This is a genomic window from Micromonospora sp. NPDC049230 (assembly GCF_040647875.1).
Taxonomy (GTDB): domain Bacteria; phylum Actinomycetota; class Actinomycetes; order Mycobacteriales; family Micromonosporaceae; genus Micromonospora.
This window is the reverse complement of sequence record NZ_JBEZCZ010000039.1, coordinates 30358-47446: the sequence shown is the minus strand read 5'-3', so window position 1 is coordinate 47446 and position 17089 is coordinate 30358. Positions and strand designations below refer to the sequence as shown.

The following is a 17089-nucleotide window of genomic DNA, read 5'->3' as shown; positions in this document are numbered from 1 at the left end:
CCCCTGCCTGATCACCTCGGAAAGACATTGACACACACCTATGCATTGCTTACAGTCACCAAACATTCACCGAAAATTTACCGGAAGTACCTGGTGACCAGGAGGAACCCTAGCGATGTCGCAGCTGGTCCTGTTCGCGATCGACATCTGCGCGGTGGCGCTGCTCGTCTTCGGGCTCTACTTTCCGCGGCACCGCCGGCGCGACCTGGTGGTCGCCTACCTGGGGGTCAACGTCGGCGTCCTCGCGGTGGCGAGCGCACTGAGCGCCAGCGACGTCGGCGCGGGGCTGGGGCTGGGGCTGGCGCTGTTCGGGGTGCTCTCCATCATCCGGCTCCGCTCGACGGAGCTGGACCAACACGAGGTCGCGTACTACTTCTCCGCTCTCGCGCTCGGCATTCTCGGCGCGCTCAGCACCACCTCGGTCTGGCTCAGCGGTGGTCTGATGGCGCTCATCGTCGCGGTGATGTTCGTCGGCGACCACCGGCGGTTGCTCCGGCACTACCGGCACCAGATCATGGTGCTCGACTCGGCCGTCACCGACCAGGTCGCCCTCGTCGCCCAGCTGGAGCAACTGCTCAACGCCCGGGTGCACACCGCCACCGTCCAGCGGCTCGACATGGTCAACGAGACGACGATCGTGGACGTCCGCTACTCGGTCGCCGGCCGCAGTGAGACGGCCCGGACCTCCAAGCCGGCACGGGCCGGAGCGGTCCGATGAACCAGTCGCCGTTGACGGCGCTTGCCCCGATCGCACTCGCCGAGCTGGTCGAGCGGGCCGCCCTGCAATGCCGGGTGGACCGCAAGTACGTCCTCGCTGTGGACGACGTGCCAAACCTGTTGGACCAGCTCGGCCCGTACGCCCGGGTGCTGGACATCGACGGCCAGCGCGCCTTCGACTACGAGTCGGTGTACTTCGACACGCCGTGCCTGGCCAGCTACCACTGCGCGGCCTACCGGCGGCGGAGGCGTTTCAAGGTACGGACCCGCACCTACCTCGACTCCGCGCAGTGCTGGCTGGAGGTGAAGATCAGCGGGGCGAGGGGGTTGGTCACCAAGCACCGGCTGCCGTACCTCGCCGAGGACCGCCACACGGTCCGGTCCGGACGCGGGTTCGTGGACGAGGCGCTCGTCCGGGAGTCGATCTGGCCCGCCCTCGCCACCAGTCCCCTTGAGCCGGTGCTGACCACCAACTACCGCCGCAGCACGCTGCTGCTGCCGGCGACCGCGAGCCGGGTCACCATCGACACCGGACTCAGCTGGCACGACGGTGACCGCATCCTGCGACTGCCCGGCATCGCCGTGGTCGAGACCAAGACCAGGTCGGCCGCCTCGCTCGTCGACCGGATGCTGTGGCAGCAGGGGGTCCGACCCGTGCGCATCTCGAAGTACGCCACCGGCCTCGCGGCGCTACGCCTGGACCTGCCCGACGTGCCGTGGCGACGGACGCTGCGCCGCCACTTCCGCGCCAGCCCGCCCCTGGTGGGTCCGGCGTCGATCGCTCCCATCCGATCCGAACAGGAGGCATCGTGCGCCTGACCGTTCGCAGCACCCCTGTCCCGGCGGCCTTCCGGGCCGCCGGGATCGCCGCCGCCACCATCCTCGTCGCGGGCCTCCTCGTGGTCCATTCGCCATCGGCCGGCGCCGAGACACTGACCGGCGCCGAGCCGCTCACCGGCACCGAGCCGGTGGCCGTCCACAACGCCGGGAACCCGTCCGCCGGTCCCGCCGAGCGCGACACGGCCGCCGCGGCGGACGAGCTGACCGGCGACATCGCCTTCTCCGTTCCCAGCGGCACCTTCCGGGGGGAGGTGGCGGTGTCGCTGAACAGCACGGTCAGCGGCGCGCAGATCCGCTACACCACAAACGGTGCGCTGCCCACGGCCCAGTCACCGCTCTACCCGGGCTCGGCGCTGCGCTTCACCCGCACCACCCAGCTACGAGCGCAGGCGTTCGTCGGTCAGACACCAACGGGTGCGCCCGGCACCGCCATGTACGCCGCCCAGAACGTCACCACCACCCACGACCTGCCGGTGGTACTCATCGACTCGTACGGTGCCGGTCGGCCCGACCGCGAGTACCTCGACGCCACCGCCATGATCTTCGAACCGGGCAGCGGCGGCACCACCTCGCTGGCGGCCACCCCGACGGTCAGCACCCGGGCGGGGTTCCGGCTGCGCGGCAACTCGTCGGCGACATTCGAGAAGACGCCGTTCCGCCTCGAATTCTGGGACAACGCGGACGACGACGCCGACTACCCGGTGCTGGGCATGCCGGCCGACTCCGACTGGGCGTTGCGGGGCCCGTTCACCGACAAGGCGCTGATCCGGGAGGCGCTCGTCTACGACCTCGGACGGGAGATGGGGCTGCCCGCGCCGCGCTACGCGTTCGCCGAGTTCTATCTCAACACCGACGCGGCCCCGGTGGGCGCGGGCGACTACCTGGGCGTCTACATGATCGTGGAGACGATCAAGAACTCGAAGGACCGTCTCGACCTCAAGCAGTTGGACCCCGAGGACGTGACCCTGCCGAAGATCCAGGGCGGGTACATCTGGAAGTTCGAGTGGATGGCGGCCGAGGAGCCCACGTTGCCGTGCACCGGCCCGGCCGCCACCTGCTGGAACTACCTGGAGGTGGTCGACCCGTCGCCGCTGCAACCGCAACAACGCGACTGGCTGCGTGGTCACCTCCAGGAGTTCAACGACGTGCTGCACGCGACGAACTTCGCCGACCCGACCACCGGCTACCGCAGGTACATCGACGTCGACTCGTTCATCGACCTCATGATCGTCAACGAGCTGAGCCGGGAGATGGACGCGTACGTCCGTAGCTCCCACTTCTACAAGGACCGGGACAGCAAGATCTTCGCCGGTCCGCTGTGGGACTTCGACCTGAGCTTCGGTGTCGGTGGGTTCTTCAACAACGACCAGGTGACGGGCTGGCAGTACCAGCAGACCCGGCAGCCGTCGGCCAACGACTGGTTCGCCCGGTTGCTACAGGATCCCGCATTCGTCAACCAGGCCCGATCGCGCTGGCAGACACTACGACGCGGTCTGCTCTCGGACACCGCGCTCCAGGCTCGGATCAACGCTCTGGCCAGCCCCCTGACAAACGGGGCGCAGCGCAACTTCCAACGCTGGCCCAACCTGACGTCGCCGACTGTCAGCTTCTTCCGTACGCCGACCTCGCCCACCTGGCAGGGCCAGGTCCAGGTCATGCGGGACTGGATGCTGCGCCGCGCCGCCTGGTTGGACTCCACCGCCGGCTGGGGCGGGTCCGTCACGACGCCACCGCCGTCGCCCACCACCCCGCCACCATCCCCGACCACCCCGCCACCGTCACCCACCACCCCGCCGCCGTCTCCGACCACGCCGCCGCCGTCGGCCGGCTGCACCGCCACGTACACTGTGACAAGCCAGTGGACCGGCGGGTTCCAGGGCGAGGTACGGGTCACCGCGGGCACGTCGGCGATCAGCGGTTGGACAGTGACGTGGACCTTCGCCAACGGGCAGACCGTCACCCAGGCGTGGAACGCGACAGTCACGAGTCAGGGGTCCGCCGTCACCGCCCGCAACGTCTCCTACAACGGTGCCCTCGGCGCGGGCGCCAGCACCACGTTCGGTTTCCTGGGCTCGTCCGCCGGCACCCCCGGCACACCCGCGTTGACCTGTGGCGCGGCGCGCTGACACAGAACGAAACGCTCAGGGCCGGTCGCGACGACCGGCCCTGAGCCGTGCCGGCCCGGGCCGGGACGATCGTCCCGGCCCGGGCTCCGGTCACCTGATGGAGAAGTCGGCAAGCCGCAGCGGCGAGTCGAACACCAGGTACACGTCGTGGGTGCCGGCCGCGCGGGCCAACTCGGCGCTGACGCTGACGTACCGGTAGTCGTCGCCGGTGCTGGGCACTGTGGCCGTGCCGAGCAGCCGGCCGGTGGGCGAGCCCAGCCGCACCTGGATGGTGCCGGCGTCCGCGCTGGCCCTGGCGACAGTCGCGGTGAAGGTGTGGGCGCCCGGACGCAGTGCCGAACCGGCGAACGAGATCCACTGGCCCGCCGCAGTGGCACCGACGGCCGTACCCTGGGCCTTCGTCTCGTCGACAAGCCGGACCCCGGCGTACCTGTCGAAGTTCTCCGCCCTGGTGGTCCGGGACAGGTCCCGGGCCGGAACCGTCTCACCGCGCACCCGCACCGCGGTCCGGGCCCGGATGTCGTCGGCGGACGCGCCCACCATCAGGTCGTGGGTGGACGATTCGACCACCCAACGGCTGCGGGTCACGTCCCAGTGCGCCAGGTCGGCGACGGGCACCCGCAACGTCACGGTCCGGGTCTGCCCGGGTGCGAGGTGAACCCGCTGGAACGCCTTGAGCGCACGGTTCGGGGTCTTGACCCGCGAGGTGCGCTGGTGGGTGTAGAGCTGGACCACCTCGGCCCCGGCCCGGCTGCCGGTGTTCGTCACGTCGACGCTGACAGTGATGGTGCCGTCGGCCGCGACCGGCCGGTCGCCGGTGCGCGCCTGGCCGTACCGGAACCGGGAGTACGACAGCCCGTGGCCGAACGGGTAGAGCGGCTTCGCGGTGTTGTACAGGTAGGTCTGCCCGGACGAGATGATGTCGTACTCCAGCAGGTCCGGCGGTAGCTGCCCGTCGGAGCGGTACCAGGTCTGGGTGAGCCGGCCGGACGGGTTGCGGTCGCCGAACAGGACGTCGGCCACGGCGTGCCCGGTCTCGGCGCCCGCGTGGGTGGTCCACACGATCGCCGGGACGTGCTCCTGCTCCCAGGTCGTGGTGACCGGGTAACTGGTCTGGAGCACCAACACGGTACGCGGGTTGGCCCTGACGACGGCCTTGACCAGCGCTTCCTGGCCGGTGCTGAGGGCCGTGGAGGTGCGGTCGTGCGCCTCGCGTCCGTTGATGAACGGGTTGCTGCCCACGACCAGCACCGCGGTGTCGGCCGCCTTGGCCGCCGCCACGGCCCGGTCGATGCCGCTGCTGATCAGCTCCCGGCTGAAGTGGGTCGCGGCGGCCGGGGTGGACGCCCCGAGCTTGAGCGCACCGTCGTCGCCGACAGTGACGTACTTCTCGGGGGCGAACCAGCTCTCCTTGGTCTCGTAGCCGACGTAGCGCAGCACCACGCTGCCGTCGTCCTGAGGCTCCAGCTTGAACTGCTGCTGGACGTACCAACCGTTCGGCTGCGCGTCGCGGGTGACGAACGGCCCCCAGTTGTAGCCGAGGTAGCGGCCGTTGGCGGCGTTGCGCAGCGTCACCACGTCCTGACCCCAGTCCACCACGTCGAACTGGGCTTCGGGCGATGCAGTGGTGCCGGTGGCGGCGACCGGGTCGGCGTCGGTGGTGCCGGTGGCCGTGACGTACCGGCCGGTGGCCGGGTCCTTCAGGGCGACCCGGTCGGCCCCGTCGAGCGCGTTGACGCTCGCCGAGTTGCCCAGCCGCTCGCGGATCCCGTCGAACGCCGTCACCTCGTACGGCAGGTCGCCGCCGTACCAGTCGGTGTAGAGGGTGTCGGCCAGCGGACCGAGCACTGCCACCTTGCGGGTCCGGGCCGGGTCCAGCGGAAGAGCCTGTCGGGAGTTCTTCAGCAGCACCATCGCCTCGCCGGCGGCCTGCCGGGCCAGCCGCTGGTGTTCCGGGCTGTTGATGACGTCCGGGGTGATGCCGCCGTAGCGGCCACCGCCCGGGTCGAACTCGCCCAGCCGGAACCGCACGTTCAGGATCTCCCGGATCCGGGCGTCGATGTCCGCCTCGGTCAGCAGGCCGGTCGCCAGCGCCTGCTTGATGGCCGTCACCGTCGGTTGGGCGTTGGTGTCGTCGGTGATGAAGCTGTTGAGGCCGGCCTTGATGATCGCGGCGTTCGCCTCGGCCTGGGTGGCGTAGTACCCCTGGGAGGCGACGAGATTGTTCGGCGCCCAGGCGTCGGTGACGTTCATCAGCGGCTGGTCGGTCCAGCCGCGCACCACAGTGGCCAGGTCCGGGTCCACTGTCGCAGGCCGCCCGTTGATCAGGTTGTACGCGGCCATCACCCCGGTCGCCGCGTCGGCGGCGAGGGCCGGCTTGAACGCGGCTCGCTCGTACTCGTTGAGCACCCGGGCCGGCACGTTCGACGAGGTGACGTCGCGCCGGATCTCGTTGTTGTAGGCCAGGTAGTGCTTGAGGGTCGGTGCGCTCTTCAGGTGGTTCGGGTCGCCGCCGGTCATGCCCGAGCCGTACGCGGTGGAGATCGCGGCGGTGAGCGTCGGGTCCTCGGAGTAGCCTTCCTCGTTGCGGCCCCAGCGGGGGTCACGCAGCAGGTTGACCACCGGCGCCCAGAGGTTGAGACCCCACACCCGGGGGTTCTGCGCGTGGTAGCCGCGCGCCTCGTCGCCGACGGCGGAGCCGACCCGGTTGATCAGGTCGGTGTTCCAGGTGCTCGCCATGCCGACCGGTTGGGGAAAGGACGTGCCCCGGGCCTTGACGACGGCGCCGTTGTTGTCGATGTCTGTCGACCAGGCCACCCCGTGCAGGGCCTCGGTGCCGGTCTTGAACAGGCCGATGCCCAGCCGGGGAACGGCCGGCTGGTACTGGTGCAGCCACGAGATCTTCTCGTCCAGGGTGAGCCGCCCGAGCAGGTCGTCGACCCGGGCGTTCACCGGCAGGTGCGGGTCTCGGAACGGGTAGGTGGGCTCGGCGAGGGCGGTGCCGGGAACGGCCGGTAGTGCCAGTAGGACGAGCGCGAGCACGGCGATTCCGCGCCGAAGGCGCTTGTACCCCATTTGCTTCTCCTCATGTCGTACGACAGACGCCCAATGGACGCCCCGACCGGCGTGGCCAGGCTCGACACCCGGCTGACGGGCCTGAACGACGAATCGTCGAAGCGCTTCGACGACCCGGCCGCACCACCACGGCCATGATTGTTGTGATCCGCGCAACTATAGATGTTGGCCAATGAGCGGGCAATACCCCGGTCAATCCATCCCGGCACACTGCGACGGGCACGTACGCATCGATGGTGCGGACAGGTTGTCGAGTGGCGCGGCGAGCCGCCGAACCGGGGCCTTCGCACCGGCCGTGTGTCTCCTCCCGCCCGCCGCCGCCACCGACACTGACGTTCACTACGACCGCTGCCCCACCAGATTGGGGGTCTGACGCCGCACCAGCGCGGCATACCGGCCACCCAGTGCCATCAACTCCTGGTGGTCGCCGCGCTCGATGATCTCGCCCTGGTGCAGCACGACGATCTGATCCGCGTCACTGATCGTGCTGAAACGGTGGGCGACCACGATCCTGGTGCAGCCCAGCGACGACAGCTCGTCGGCGATGGCCGCCTCGGTCAGGGCGTCGAGATGGCTCGTCGCCTCGTCGAGCAGCAACACGTTGGTCCTGGAGAGCAGCGCACGGGCAATCGCGATCCGCTGTCGTTGCCCGCCGGAGAGCGAGCCGCCGCCCTCGCCCACCCGGGTGTCCAGGCCCATCGGCATCCGCTGGAGATCCGGCAGGAACTGCGCCTTACGCAACGCCACACACAGCTCGTCGTCGCTGAGGTCCGTCCGCCCGAGGACCAGGTTGTCCCGAATCGAACCCCCGAAGATGTACGGGAACTGGGTGACGACACCGAAGCGGTGGCGCAGGGGTTCCAGGTCGTACTCGTCGAGTGCTCGACCGTCCACCAGCAGCTCGCCGGACGTGGGCGCCAGCATGCCGGTGAGCAGACGCACGAGTGTCGTCTTGCCGGACCCGGTGGAGCCGACGATGGCGACCTTGGTGCCGGCCGCCACCTTCAGGTCGATGTCCTTGAGCACCAGCGGCGCACCTGGGTCGTACCGGAAATTGATGCCGCGCAGGTCGATGTCGCCACGGAGGCTGCTCGGCTGGAGACCCTGCGGTCGGGTCGGCTCGGGCTCCTCGCCCAGGACGTCGTAGATGCGGTCCAGGTGGGAGCCGATCGTCTGTAGGTACCGCAGCCCGCCCATCAACTGGCCGACGGGGGTGAGGAGCAGGCCGGCGATGACGTTCAGACCGAGCATCGTCCCGAGCGACATCCCGTTTCCGACGACCTGGATTATCCCGAAGAGGAGCAGGGTCAGGGGTGCGGCCGTCTGGAAGATGCCCATCGCCGACTCGGTGAACACGTCGACCTGGCGTCGTTTGAAGGACGCCTGAACCGAATCCTCGAAATTGCCACTCCATCTGCGCAGCGCCCACCCGGACAGCCCGGAACTCTTCAGGAACTCCGCCCCGGCGAGGGTGTCGATCGCACTGCTCTGCGCCTTGCCGTCGGCGGCGAGTTCCCGCTGCGCGCGTTCGTGTACCGGCCGGATGGTGAGCAGCACGATCGCGAGCTGGACCGTCGCCAGAACCGCGACGATAGCCGCGTGCGACGGGCTCACCGCCAGCAGGATGCTGGCGTAGACGACGACGAACAGAAGGTCCAGCAGCATCGTGAAGATCTGCGAGGTGAGCATCTCACGGACCGCCATGTTGCTGCCCAGACGGGTCATCAGATCGCCCGCACCCCGGCTCTGGAAGTAGGCGTACGGCAGGCGCATCAGATGGGTCATGAAGTGTCGACCCAGATGCCCGTCAAGGCGTCGCTGTAGCACCAACAGCGCCAAGCCCCGGGAGAGCGTGGCGAGCCCCTGCGTCAGGACGTACGCGACGATGCAGACCGCGAAGATGGAGAGCGTGTCCGCGCCCCGGCCGACCAGTTCGTCCACGCCGTACTTGGTCGCCGCGGCCGAGGCGAGGCCGAGCACCTGCACCACCGCGGACAATGCGACCGCCAGCAGGATGAGTCGCGGCGCGAGCCGGAACAGATCACGCAGGAACCGGACGGCGAGATGATTCCGCAGCCGGGAGCGTTTGTGCTCCAGCTCGGCCGACGGGGTGAACTCCAGGATCGTCCCGGAGAAGTCCGCGAAGAACTCCTGTCGGGTCAGTCGCCGCCGGCCCTGGCCCGGATCGACAACGCTGATCCGACGGCGTTCGACCTTCTCGACGACAGTGAAGTGGTCCTTGCCCCAGTGGGCGATGGCCGGCAGCCGGACGCCGGCCAGACCTTCGGGGTCCACCCGCAGACCGCGGCCGGTCAGCCCGTAGTCGCCGGCCACCTCGATGATCCGGCGCGCGCTGGTGCCGTCGCGGCCGACCCCGAACTGAGGTCGTAGCTCCCGGACCGGGGTGGCGCGGCCCAGGCCGCCGAGGACCATGGCCAGGCAGCTCGGCCCGCACTCGGTGGAATGCGTCTGAATGATCACCGGTACGCGTGGCATGCCGCCTCCTCGGTATCGGCGCCCACCGGGGCGACGACCCCCGGGCGCGGGGAGCGTGCGGCGGTGGGCGGTTCGAGCAGCAGGACGTTCGGTGCCAGATCCGGGCGGGCGGCCCGGAGCAGGCCGTAACCGATGCCGGCGGCACCCATCAGCAACCCCGGCACGTGCAACCCGAGCGGTACGCCGGTCCGCTCCTCGCCGGCGAGCACGATCTCCGCGGCCGAGCGCGCGGCTCGGCCGGCCAGACTGACAAGCGTGCTGTCTCCGGTGCGCCGACCGGCGCTGAACAGCACCTCGACGAGACCGAGGTCTCCGTGGCACAGGCAGTCGTTGCCGGTACCGGTCAACCGGTCGTCCGGCAGGAGATCCCGGCGCACGGTGGCGACCGCCGCGTCGAGGTCCATCCGCACCTCGGGGACGTCGACCGAGTCGAGCATCGCGGCCCGGGCCAGCCCGATGCCGGCAGCGCCGTGGCACCACGCGTTCATGAAGGCGCCCACCGGCGTGATGTCCCGGTGGTCGGGCCAGTTGCCGGCGGTGCCGTCGTACCGTCGGTGCTCGTACCGGACGGCTCGCCCGGCCGCGTCGAGGAAACGCCGCGCACCGGTCACCCGGCCGATCTCCGCGAGCGTGTAGGCGATTCCGGAGACACCGTGCGAGAAGCCGAGCAGTGGCTCACGCGCGTCCACCGAGGTCCGCCAGCTGAGCCCGCCGACCGAGGACTCGGCCGTGGCGAGCAGCCGATCGCCGGCCACCTCCAGGGCGGCACGTGTCTGGTCGGTCGGATCCACGGCGTGCAACCCACGCAGCGCGAGCGCCGCCCCGGCCGTACCGGTCAGGACGTCGAGGATCTGATCCTCGGCGATCCGCCGGAGCACCTCCGGTGTGAGCCGACGAGCCTGCGCCAGCAGCGGCTCCGACTGCCACAGCGCACCGAGGTGGGTCAGCGCGTGCACGTAACCGCCCAGGTCGCTGAAGCCGCCGAGGCCCAGCATGTCCCGGTCCTGCTCGCGCCAGTCGAGCATCGAGTCGACGTGCTCGGTCAGCATCGTCGCGATCGATTCGGCCGCGGACCGGAATCGCGGCAGGCCGGTCTGCGCACCGAGCTGACCGAGGAAGATCGCGATACCGCAGAGGCCGTTGAAACTCTCGTAGCCGGTGGGCACGACGTTCCAGTAGCGATCCGCCATGATGTTGAGCGTCAGCCACATCGGACGGTCGGCGCCGCCACCGACCGCCGTCGACAGCAGCCGATCGCCGATCCTGACGGCGGCACGGTACGCGAGTGACTCGTCGATCACGTCGGCGGGCAGCGGACGGACGCGCGGCTCGGGGTCCCGCGGTTTGTCACCGATCTGCATCGCGGCCATCGAAGCGGTCACCGCCCAGCTCTGCCGACGCAGATCATCGGGGGAGAGCGTGGCGAGCCGCTCCTCGACAAGCGTCAGCCCGCTGCGCGGGAAGAAGCCGGGCACCAGGACGCCCCGCTCGTCGTGGAGGTCGCGCGAGTTGGGCCGCGTCCAGAAGAAGGGGATGTCCCCCTGGGTGAGTTGCCATACCTCGCTGGTCGCGACGGCGACGTTGGCCACCAGATCCGGATGCCGGCTGCCCACGACCTCGAAGAGACACTGCCGATCCAGGGCGTCCCGCAGCACCCGCGGATGCCAGCACTCCTGAAGAATTCGGGCATAGACCATGGTGGGCTGCACGATGACGCGGATCTCGTCCGCGGCGAACGCGGCGATCGGGCCGTCGGCGGCAGCCAGCTCGCTCCGGAGGCTGAGCAGCAGTCGATAACAGGACTCGAAACCGGCGACCAGGTCGCTCCGGTAGGCCGCCGGATCCACCGCGGCGCCGTCCAGGACGGCTCGGTTCTGGGCGTCGGGCATCACCGCCCGCGCGCGGGTGCGCCGCATCTGGTCGGTGCCGGCCTCGTGCCAGCGCGGCACCGCCATCGGCGTCAACTCCCCCGCGCCGCCGGCCATCCCGGACAACTCGGTGGAGGTCACCGAGTCGCCATCCTGGCGCAGCACCCGTTGCGGAAGCAGACCGATCGAGAGTACGGATTCCTCGCTGAGTCGCATCGCCTCCCGGGGCAGGCCCATCGGCAGCTCGTCCGACACCGGCAACACCTGTTGGAACAGCGCCTCGAGATCGACGATTATCGGCTGCTCACCGGCGGCGATGACGTTCTCCAGATGGATGTCCGAGCCGCGGAGCAGATAGAGCAGACTCAGGTAGGCGCCCTGCCGCCAGAAGAATCGACGCAGCTCGTCCTCACTGGAGCAACCCTCGGTGGAGACGAACTCGACCCAGCCGTAGTCGTCCCGGTTGAGGATGCCCAGCTGTCGCAGCGGGTGGGTCAGGCCCGCGCTGTTGAGCAGATCGACAAGCGTGTAGAAGTGGCACTCGACGGCGAGGCCCCGCGGCTTGTAGACCACCTTGCCGCCGTCGCCGAAGGTCAGGATGGCCACACTGCGTCCACCTCGGTGGGTGTCACCGGCACCCATCTGGACGTCCACGATGTCGTGCAACGATCGGCAGGCCACGCCGAACGTCACGCCGAGCGCGCTCAGATCGGTCAGTGTCCGTTCGGCCAGTTCGAGCCGTACCGCTGACCACTTCTCCAACTCTTCGACGAGTTCCCGGGCCAGCGTCGGGTACCGGGCGAGGATGCGCAGCGCGAACGCGGGGTCTTCGAGCCGCCTCGTGAAGTCGGTGAAGCGGGCACTCGGGGTGTCACCGACGAGGACGCCGTCCCGGCTGGCGAGCCGGAGGTGGACGGCGAGGACGGCGGTCACCATCGAGATGTGACTGGCGTGGTTCGGCCTGAGCAGTGCGTGGTCGCGCGGAAGGTCCTCCTGGTGGCCGTGCCTGCGGGCGAGCACGTTGATCTTGGCGTGCAGTTGGGCCTGATACCACGACGACAGCGGGTGGACCAGAGCCAGGAAACCCGCGGACGGGCCGAACTCGCCCACCACGTCGTCGTCGAGGGCGCGACGCTCCGCCGGGTCGGCCGACCAGGCCTGGACGATACTTGTCAACCACTGCGGCACGGCGGGGGTGCGGTCGCGGAGATTGTCGGGCGTCTCGCCGAGCAGCAGGAGCAGTTCCTCCTCTTCGATCCCGGAGTCGTACCACCGGGAGAGGTCCGGTTCGAGGCCACCGGTCACCGTCCGGTCGTTCTGCCAGGCGCTGAGCCGGCGCGAGCCGCGGGCCAGGGCCTCGGCGGCCCGGGGTAGGGGTCGGACCCGCCGCTCGTCGAGGCGTAGCCCGGCCCACCAGGCCGGGCTGGCCAGCAGCTCGCCGCTGCGGTTGCGTCCAGTGTCAGTTGCGGTATCGAGCGGGACCATCATCGCTCCGTCTCCGATCATCGATGTTCGGGAAAGGCGCGTGGGCGGACACCCTGTTCGGTGCCCGCCCACTCGCTGACGCGATCGGGCTGCCGACCGCCGGTGCGAAAATCAGCAGCAACCCGTGCTGCCCACCGAGCCGCAGGTGCCGCACAGGGTGCCCCGGGTGCACAGGGCGAGCGTCACCGTCCCGACGATGGTCGGGGTGGGTGTGATGGTGCCGCCGTTGACGTCCTGCATCTCCAGGTCCGTCAGGTCCATCTCACCGATCGAGTCGTCGACGAACTCCTCGTGGTCAAACATGGTGCACCTTCCTGTCTGGGCTGTTCGCCCGTAGTGGGAATGGCCGAGCAATAAGAGCTTCGCAAGGTGGGGTTCGCTGCTGGTCTCGCTGCGGTCGAGGTTTGTTTCAGTACTGGTATAGCGTCGGTAGATTTGCCCGAACCCGCTCTTGACTATCGGCGGCAGCGGTGTCGAACATGGATTCACAGTCGTTTCGACGCATTGTTTGTGGCCGAGCCGACGGGGTGCCTGGCTACTTGCCCTCCACCCCTGGACGCGTCAGTTATCGACGACTGCGCGAGCCGTAAAAATCGACCCTTCGATTGAGGAGGACACCATGAACGAAGCAGTCAAGGCGTGGAAGGATCCCGCGTTCCGGGCGACGCTCAACGACGCCGACCTGGCCGCACTCCCTGCCCACCCGGTCGGAGACATCGAGTTCGACGACCTGAGCCTGGACGAGACCCGGGGTCTCGGCAGTGAGTCCAAACTGACCTTCGGATGCTGCCCGACCCAGGTCATCACTTCGCGCACCTGCATCACCTGCTACGAGTGGCCCTGCGAATAGCAGAGCTTCGTTCATCGCACGAGTGCCGTCGGCAGCATTCCGACGAGCTGATTCGTGACGTCAGCGGGTGGGCATCGGATCACCGGTGCCCACCCCTGGCCGGTGAAATGGTATTGCGCAGCAGACCGGGAGCCAGTTCGATTTCGCGGCCGGAGGCGGAAAGCATGTATGACCACATTCTCGAATCACCCGTTTGGTGGCGTGGCCTGACCCTGGCGCAGCGGGCCGAGGGTCGTGTATCGGTCGACGGTGAGCAACTCGACAATGGCCGGCGGCGCCGGGATGCCTGGCGGGGCGGGCACATCGTGCGCGGCCGGGACATCTCGTTGGACCGGTGGGAACGACTCGGGTTGTCCGAGGAGAGACTTGTCGAACTACTCGCCGAGTCGACCGAGTCGCTCGCCGCGCGCTTTCCCGACCGGCCGCCGTGGATGGATGTCGTCGCTGACGCGTGGCAGCGGTTCGGCGCCGTCGGGTCGACCGTGTCGGCACCCGACGGCCCGTCGACCGAGGGCCCCCAGGGCCGGGAGGACGACCACGAAAGCCCTCCGGAGAAGGTCCGACACGATGCGTACCTGACGTGGATCGCGCCGTTGCTGGCCTGGACCCACGACGAGTTGACCGTCCGGTTGACCGAACTCGCCGCCCGGCAGGGGGACGACCGGCTGCCGGGCGGCCACCCCCTGTCCGCGCCACCGATGGCTCAGCTCCGACAAATGATCATCTCGGTGCTGGTCCTGGAGGTGAACGTCGCCCGGATGGAGGGTCGCCTCGTCGGCGCGACGCCGACGGAGCGGATGGCCTCGTTCGTCGAGCAGCTCCGCGAGCCATCGGCCGCGCTGGCCCTCCTGGCCGAATACCCGGTGCTCGCCCGCGAGCTGGTCCACTGTGTGCAGACCACGGTTCGGGTCAGGCTGGAGTTCGCCGCGCAGTTCCTGGAGGACCTTCCGGCGATCCGGAAGACCTTCGGTGGCGCCTGGCAAGGGCTGGCGGACCTGGCGGACGTCGACTTCGGCCGAGGGGACACACACCGGGGCGGGCACAGCGTGGCGATCCTGACCTTCACCGACGGCCGCAAGCTCGTCTACAAGCCGCGCAGCCTTCGCACCGAGGTCCACTTCAACGAGGTTCTTCGGTGGCTCAACACCAAGGGTCTGCGGCACCCCCTCCGCACGCTGCGCGTCCTCGACCGGCCCGGGCACGGCTGGGTCGAGCACGTGACGGTCGAGCCCTGCCAGGACGACGAGCAGGTGACCCGGTTCTTCCACCGGCAAGGCTCTTACCTGGCACTCTTCTACGCACTGTCCGGCTCGGACATGCACCTGGAGAACGTGATCGCGGCCGGGGAGCACCCCGTGGTCGTCGACCTCGAGGCGCTCTTCCAGGTGCTCCCCCGCTGTGCCGACGACACGACCTCGCCCCTGGCCGCCGGCACGGCACCCCGGGTGGTGCGGGACTCGGTGCTCCGGATCGGTCTCCTGCCCGAACGGGTCATCGCCCTGAACGAGGACGGTGTCCACGACATCGAGGTGAGCGGCCTCGCCGGTGGTGGAGGACAGTTGTCTCCCCTGCGCACGCCCACGTACGCCGACAGTGGCACGGACCAGGTGCGGGTCGTCCGCGACCGACGGAAGATGCCGGACACCGACAACCGGGCGACGTTGGCTGGTCAGCCGGTCAACGCCCTGGCCTACACGGACGCGCTCACCGCCGGATTCGAGGACTGCTACCGCCTCCTCCTGGCCCATCGCGACGACCTTCTCGGCACCCAGGGTCTGATCGCGATGTTCCGAGACGACGAGGTTCGTTTCATCCCGCGCCCGACGATGACCTACGCCCGGTTGCAGTACGAGTCGTGGCATCCGGATCTGCTCCGCGACGCACTCGACCGGGAGATCTTCACCGAGGCTCTGGCGTCCGGGTTCGCCGACCTGCCGGATCGCGACCTGCTGCTGGCCAGTGAGCAGCGTCAGCTCGCCGCTCAGGACATCCCGTCCTTCCACACCACGCCCGGCTCGTCCGATCTCCAGGACGGGTACGGCCTCGTGGCCGCCAACTTTCTCGCGGAGAGTGGGTTGGCGGCGGTGCGGAAGCGGCTGGGCGAGTTCGGCGAAAGGGACCTGCGCAGCCAGCTCTGGTGCATCCGCGCGTCGATGTCCGGGCTCACGGCGGGCGCGCTGCGGGCCCAGTCGGTCCAGCCCAGCCCGTTGCCAGACTCGCCGCTGGATGAGGAACTGGCGGTCCGGGCCGCACGTTCGGTCGCCGATCTGCTGTTGGAGACCGCCCTGGCCGGCGAGGGGGAAACGCCATCCTGGCTGTCGCTGAACTTCGTCGGGGACCGCTACTGGAGGGTCGGCCACGCCGGCCTCGACCTCTACAGCGGGGTGACCGGCATCGCGCTGTTTCTGGCGCAGCTCGGCGTGGTCACCGGGGAAGCGCGGTTCCGTCGCCCCGCCGAGCAGATCGCCCGCCAGTTGGTCGACGCGACCGAGCAGTTGGCCACCAGTGCGGATCACCAGGCGGTCTGGTCGATCGGCGGGTTCAGCGAGCTCGGCGGCCTGGTCTACGTGCTGAGCCAGCTCGCCGGGCTGTGGGACGAGCCGGCCCTGCTCGACGCGGCTCAGCAGGCCGCGGCGATGTGTCGGGCACGGTTCGCCGAGGACAACACGCTGGACGTCATCGGTGGAACCGCCGGGGCCGCGTTGTCGATCCTCGCCCTGCACCGGGCGCGACCGGACGACTGGACCCTGGACACCCTGCGGGCCGCCGGGGTCACGCTGGAAGACCGCGCTGTGCGCGTTCCCGGGGGAATCGGGTGGCGAACGGAGTTCGAGGCGGGCCAGGCCCTGCTCGGGTTCGCGCACGGGGCCAGCGGCATCACCTACGCGCTGGCCAGCATCGCCGAGGTCACCGGCGAGAGCCGGTTGAACGACCTGTGTGGGCAGGCACTGGGCTTCGAGCGGCACCATCTGTCCCGCGAGCGCGGGAACTGGCCCAATCTCCGAACGGACAGCGGCCCCGATGCCTACATGGACGCCTGGTGTCACGGTGCCGGCGGCATCGGGCTGGCACGTGCCGCCCTGCTTCGACTGCCGGGAATCGCGCCCTGGCACGACCTCGTCCGCACGGATCTCGATCTGGCGCTCGGGACGGCCCGCGACGATCTGATCGTCGCGGACCGGTTCGTGGGTATCGGCAACGACTCGATCTGCCACGGCGATCTCGGCCTGGTCGAGACCGTGCTGACGGCAGGATCGGTGCTCGGTGACCCGGAGTTGACGCTTGTCGGCCGCCGGGCCGCCCGGGTGATCGCCGAACAGGTCGTCGGTGGCGGCCCCCGGCCGGGTGTGCCGCAGGGCATCACCACTCCGGGCCTGCTGATGGGGCTCGCCGGCATCGGCTACGGACTCCTGCGCGCGGTGCTGCCGGAGCGGATCCCGAACGTGCTGCTGCTCGATTCCAGCGGTTCCGACGACCGACCGGGTGGCGCCGGCGGTCACCGGATCGCTGCCGCGGTGCCGGTGCCCGCCGGGTGACGGGTCGGCGCCAGCCGTCCACAGTCGTCGCCGTGTGGGCGTCCCGGTACCGGCCCGAATGCCGGCACCGAGGACGCCCTCGGTGCCGGCACCCCG

The 17089-nt window shown here is 69.5% G+C and carries 9 protein-coding genes and 1 pseudogene; 6 read left to right on the top strand and 4 right to left on the bottom strand.

Features of this window, described 5'->3' with window-relative positions; genetic code table 11:
* The first annotated feature begins 115 nt into the window (after positions 1–115).
* The 4 genes and pseudogenes from AB0A95_RS27110 to AB0A95_RS27095 all read left to right on the top strand — a co-directional run bounded on the left by AB0A95_RS27110 (position 116) and on the right by AB0A95_RS27095 (position 3683).
* The gene (locus AB0A95_RS27110) at positions 116–718 is read left to right on the top strand and encodes a DUF4956 domain-containing protein (protein WP_357558559.1); all 603 of its coding nucleotides are present in this window, start codon (positions 116–118) and stop codon (positions 716–718) included.
* Positions 715–1536 (top strand): polyphosphate polymerase domain-containing protein, encoded by an 822-nt coding sequence (locus tag AB0A95_RS27105; RefSeq protein WP_357558558.1) that lies wholly within the window; start codon positions 715–717, stop codon positions 1534–1536. Before AB0A95_RS27110 ends, AB0A95_RS27105 begins: the two co-directional genes overlap by 4 nt.
* A pseudogene (locus AB0A95_RS27100) lies at positions 1434–1964 on the top strand (chitobiase/beta-hexosaminidase C-terminal domain-containing protein); the annotation flags it as partial. The gene AB0A95_RS27105 and the pseudogene AB0A95_RS27100, both read left to right, overlap by 103 nt.
* A gap of 24 nt (positions 1965–1988) precedes the next feature.
* Entirely contained in the window at positions 1989–3683 is a 1695-nt protein-coding gene (locus tag AB0A95_RS27095) for a CotH kinase family protein (protein WP_357558577.1), read from the top strand.
* A gap of 90 nt (positions 3684–3773) precedes the next feature.
* On the opposite strand, the gene AB0A95_RS27090 is transcribed toward AB0A95_RS27095, so the two are convergent.
* The 4 genes from AB0A95_RS27090 to AB0A95_RS27075 form a co-directional block, all read right to left on the bottom strand.
* Entirely contained in the window at positions 3774–6758 is a 2985-nt protein-coding gene (locus tag AB0A95_RS27090; protein ID WP_357558557.1) for a glycoside hydrolase family 3 C-terminal domain-containing protein, read from the bottom strand.
* A gap of 339 nt (positions 6759–7097) precedes the next feature.
* Positions 7098–9254, bottom strand: a complete 2157-nt coding sequence (locus AB0A95_RS27085) for a peptidase domain-containing ABC transporter (protein ID WP_357558556.1) — start codon at positions 9252–9254, stop codon at positions 7098–7100.
* On the bottom strand, positions 9236–12628 hold the full coding sequence (locus AB0A95_RS27080; protein WP_357558555.1) for a type 2 lanthipeptide synthetase LanM family protein: 3393 nt from the start codon (positions 12626–12628) through the stop codon (positions 9236–9238). The genes AB0A95_RS27085 and AB0A95_RS27080 overlap by 19 nt, the downstream gene beginning before the upstream one ends.
* Positions 12629–12718: 90 nt before the next feature.
* Positions 12719–12910, bottom strand: coding sequence for a hypothetical protein (locus AB0A95_RS27075; protein ID WP_357558554.1), 192 nt, complete (start codon positions 12908–12910; stop codon positions 12719–12721).
* A 316-nt stretch (positions 12911–13226) separates the two neighbouring features.
* Here AB0A95_RS27075 and AB0A95_RS27070 point away from each other — a divergent pair, with 316 nt between their 5' ends.
* On the top strand, positions 13227–13457 hold the full coding sequence (locus AB0A95_RS27070) for a mersacidin/lichenicidin family type 2 lantibiotic (protein WP_357558553.1): 231 nt from the start codon (positions 13227–13229) through the stop codon (positions 13455–13457).
* A 164-nt stretch (positions 13458–13621) separates the two neighbouring features.
* Entirely contained in the window at positions 13622–16993 is a 3372-nt protein-coding gene (locus tag AB0A95_RS27065) for a type 2 lanthipeptide synthetase LanM family protein (RefSeq protein ID WP_357558552.1), read from the top strand.
* Positions 16994–17089 lie beyond the last annotated feature (96 nt).

Bases quoted from the DNA above. Each gene is read 5' to 3' on its own strand.
- AB0A95_RS27090 (WP_357558557.1), bottom strand. From the start codon at position 6,758: ATGGGGTACAAGCGCCTTCGGCGCGGAATCGCCGTGCTCGCGCTCGTC.
- AB0A95_RS27065 (WP_357558552.1), top strand. From the start codon at position 13,622: ATGTATGACCACATTCTCGAATCACCCGTTTGGTGGCGTGGCCTGACC.
- AB0A95_RS27105 (WP_357558558.1), top strand. From the start codon at position 715: ATGAACCAGTCGCCGTTGACGGCGCTTGCCCCGATCGCACTCGCCGAG.
- AB0A95_RS27080 (WP_357558555.1), bottom strand. From the start codon at position 12,628: ATGATCGGAGACGGAGCGATGATGGTCCCGCTCGATACCGCAACTGAC.
- AB0A95_RS27095 (WP_357558577.1), top strand. From the start codon at position 1,989: ATGTACGCCGCCCAGAACGTCACCACCACCCACGACCTGCCGGTGGTA.
- AB0A95_RS27110 (WP_357558559.1), top strand. From the start codon at position 116: ATGTCGCAGCTGGTCCTGTTCGCGATCGACATCTGCGCGGTGGCGCTG.
- AB0A95_RS27075 (WP_357558554.1), bottom strand. From the start codon at position 12,910: ATGTTTGACCACGAGGAGTTCGTCGACGACTCGATCGGTGAGATGGAC.
- AB0A95_RS27070 (WP_357558553.1), top strand. From the start codon at position 13,227: ATGAACGAAGCAGTCAAGGCGTGGAAGGATCCCGCGTTCCGGGCGACG.
- AB0A95_RS27085 (WP_357558556.1), bottom strand. From the start codon at position 9,254: ATGCCACGCGTACCGGTGATCATTCAGACGCATTCCACCGAGTGCGGG.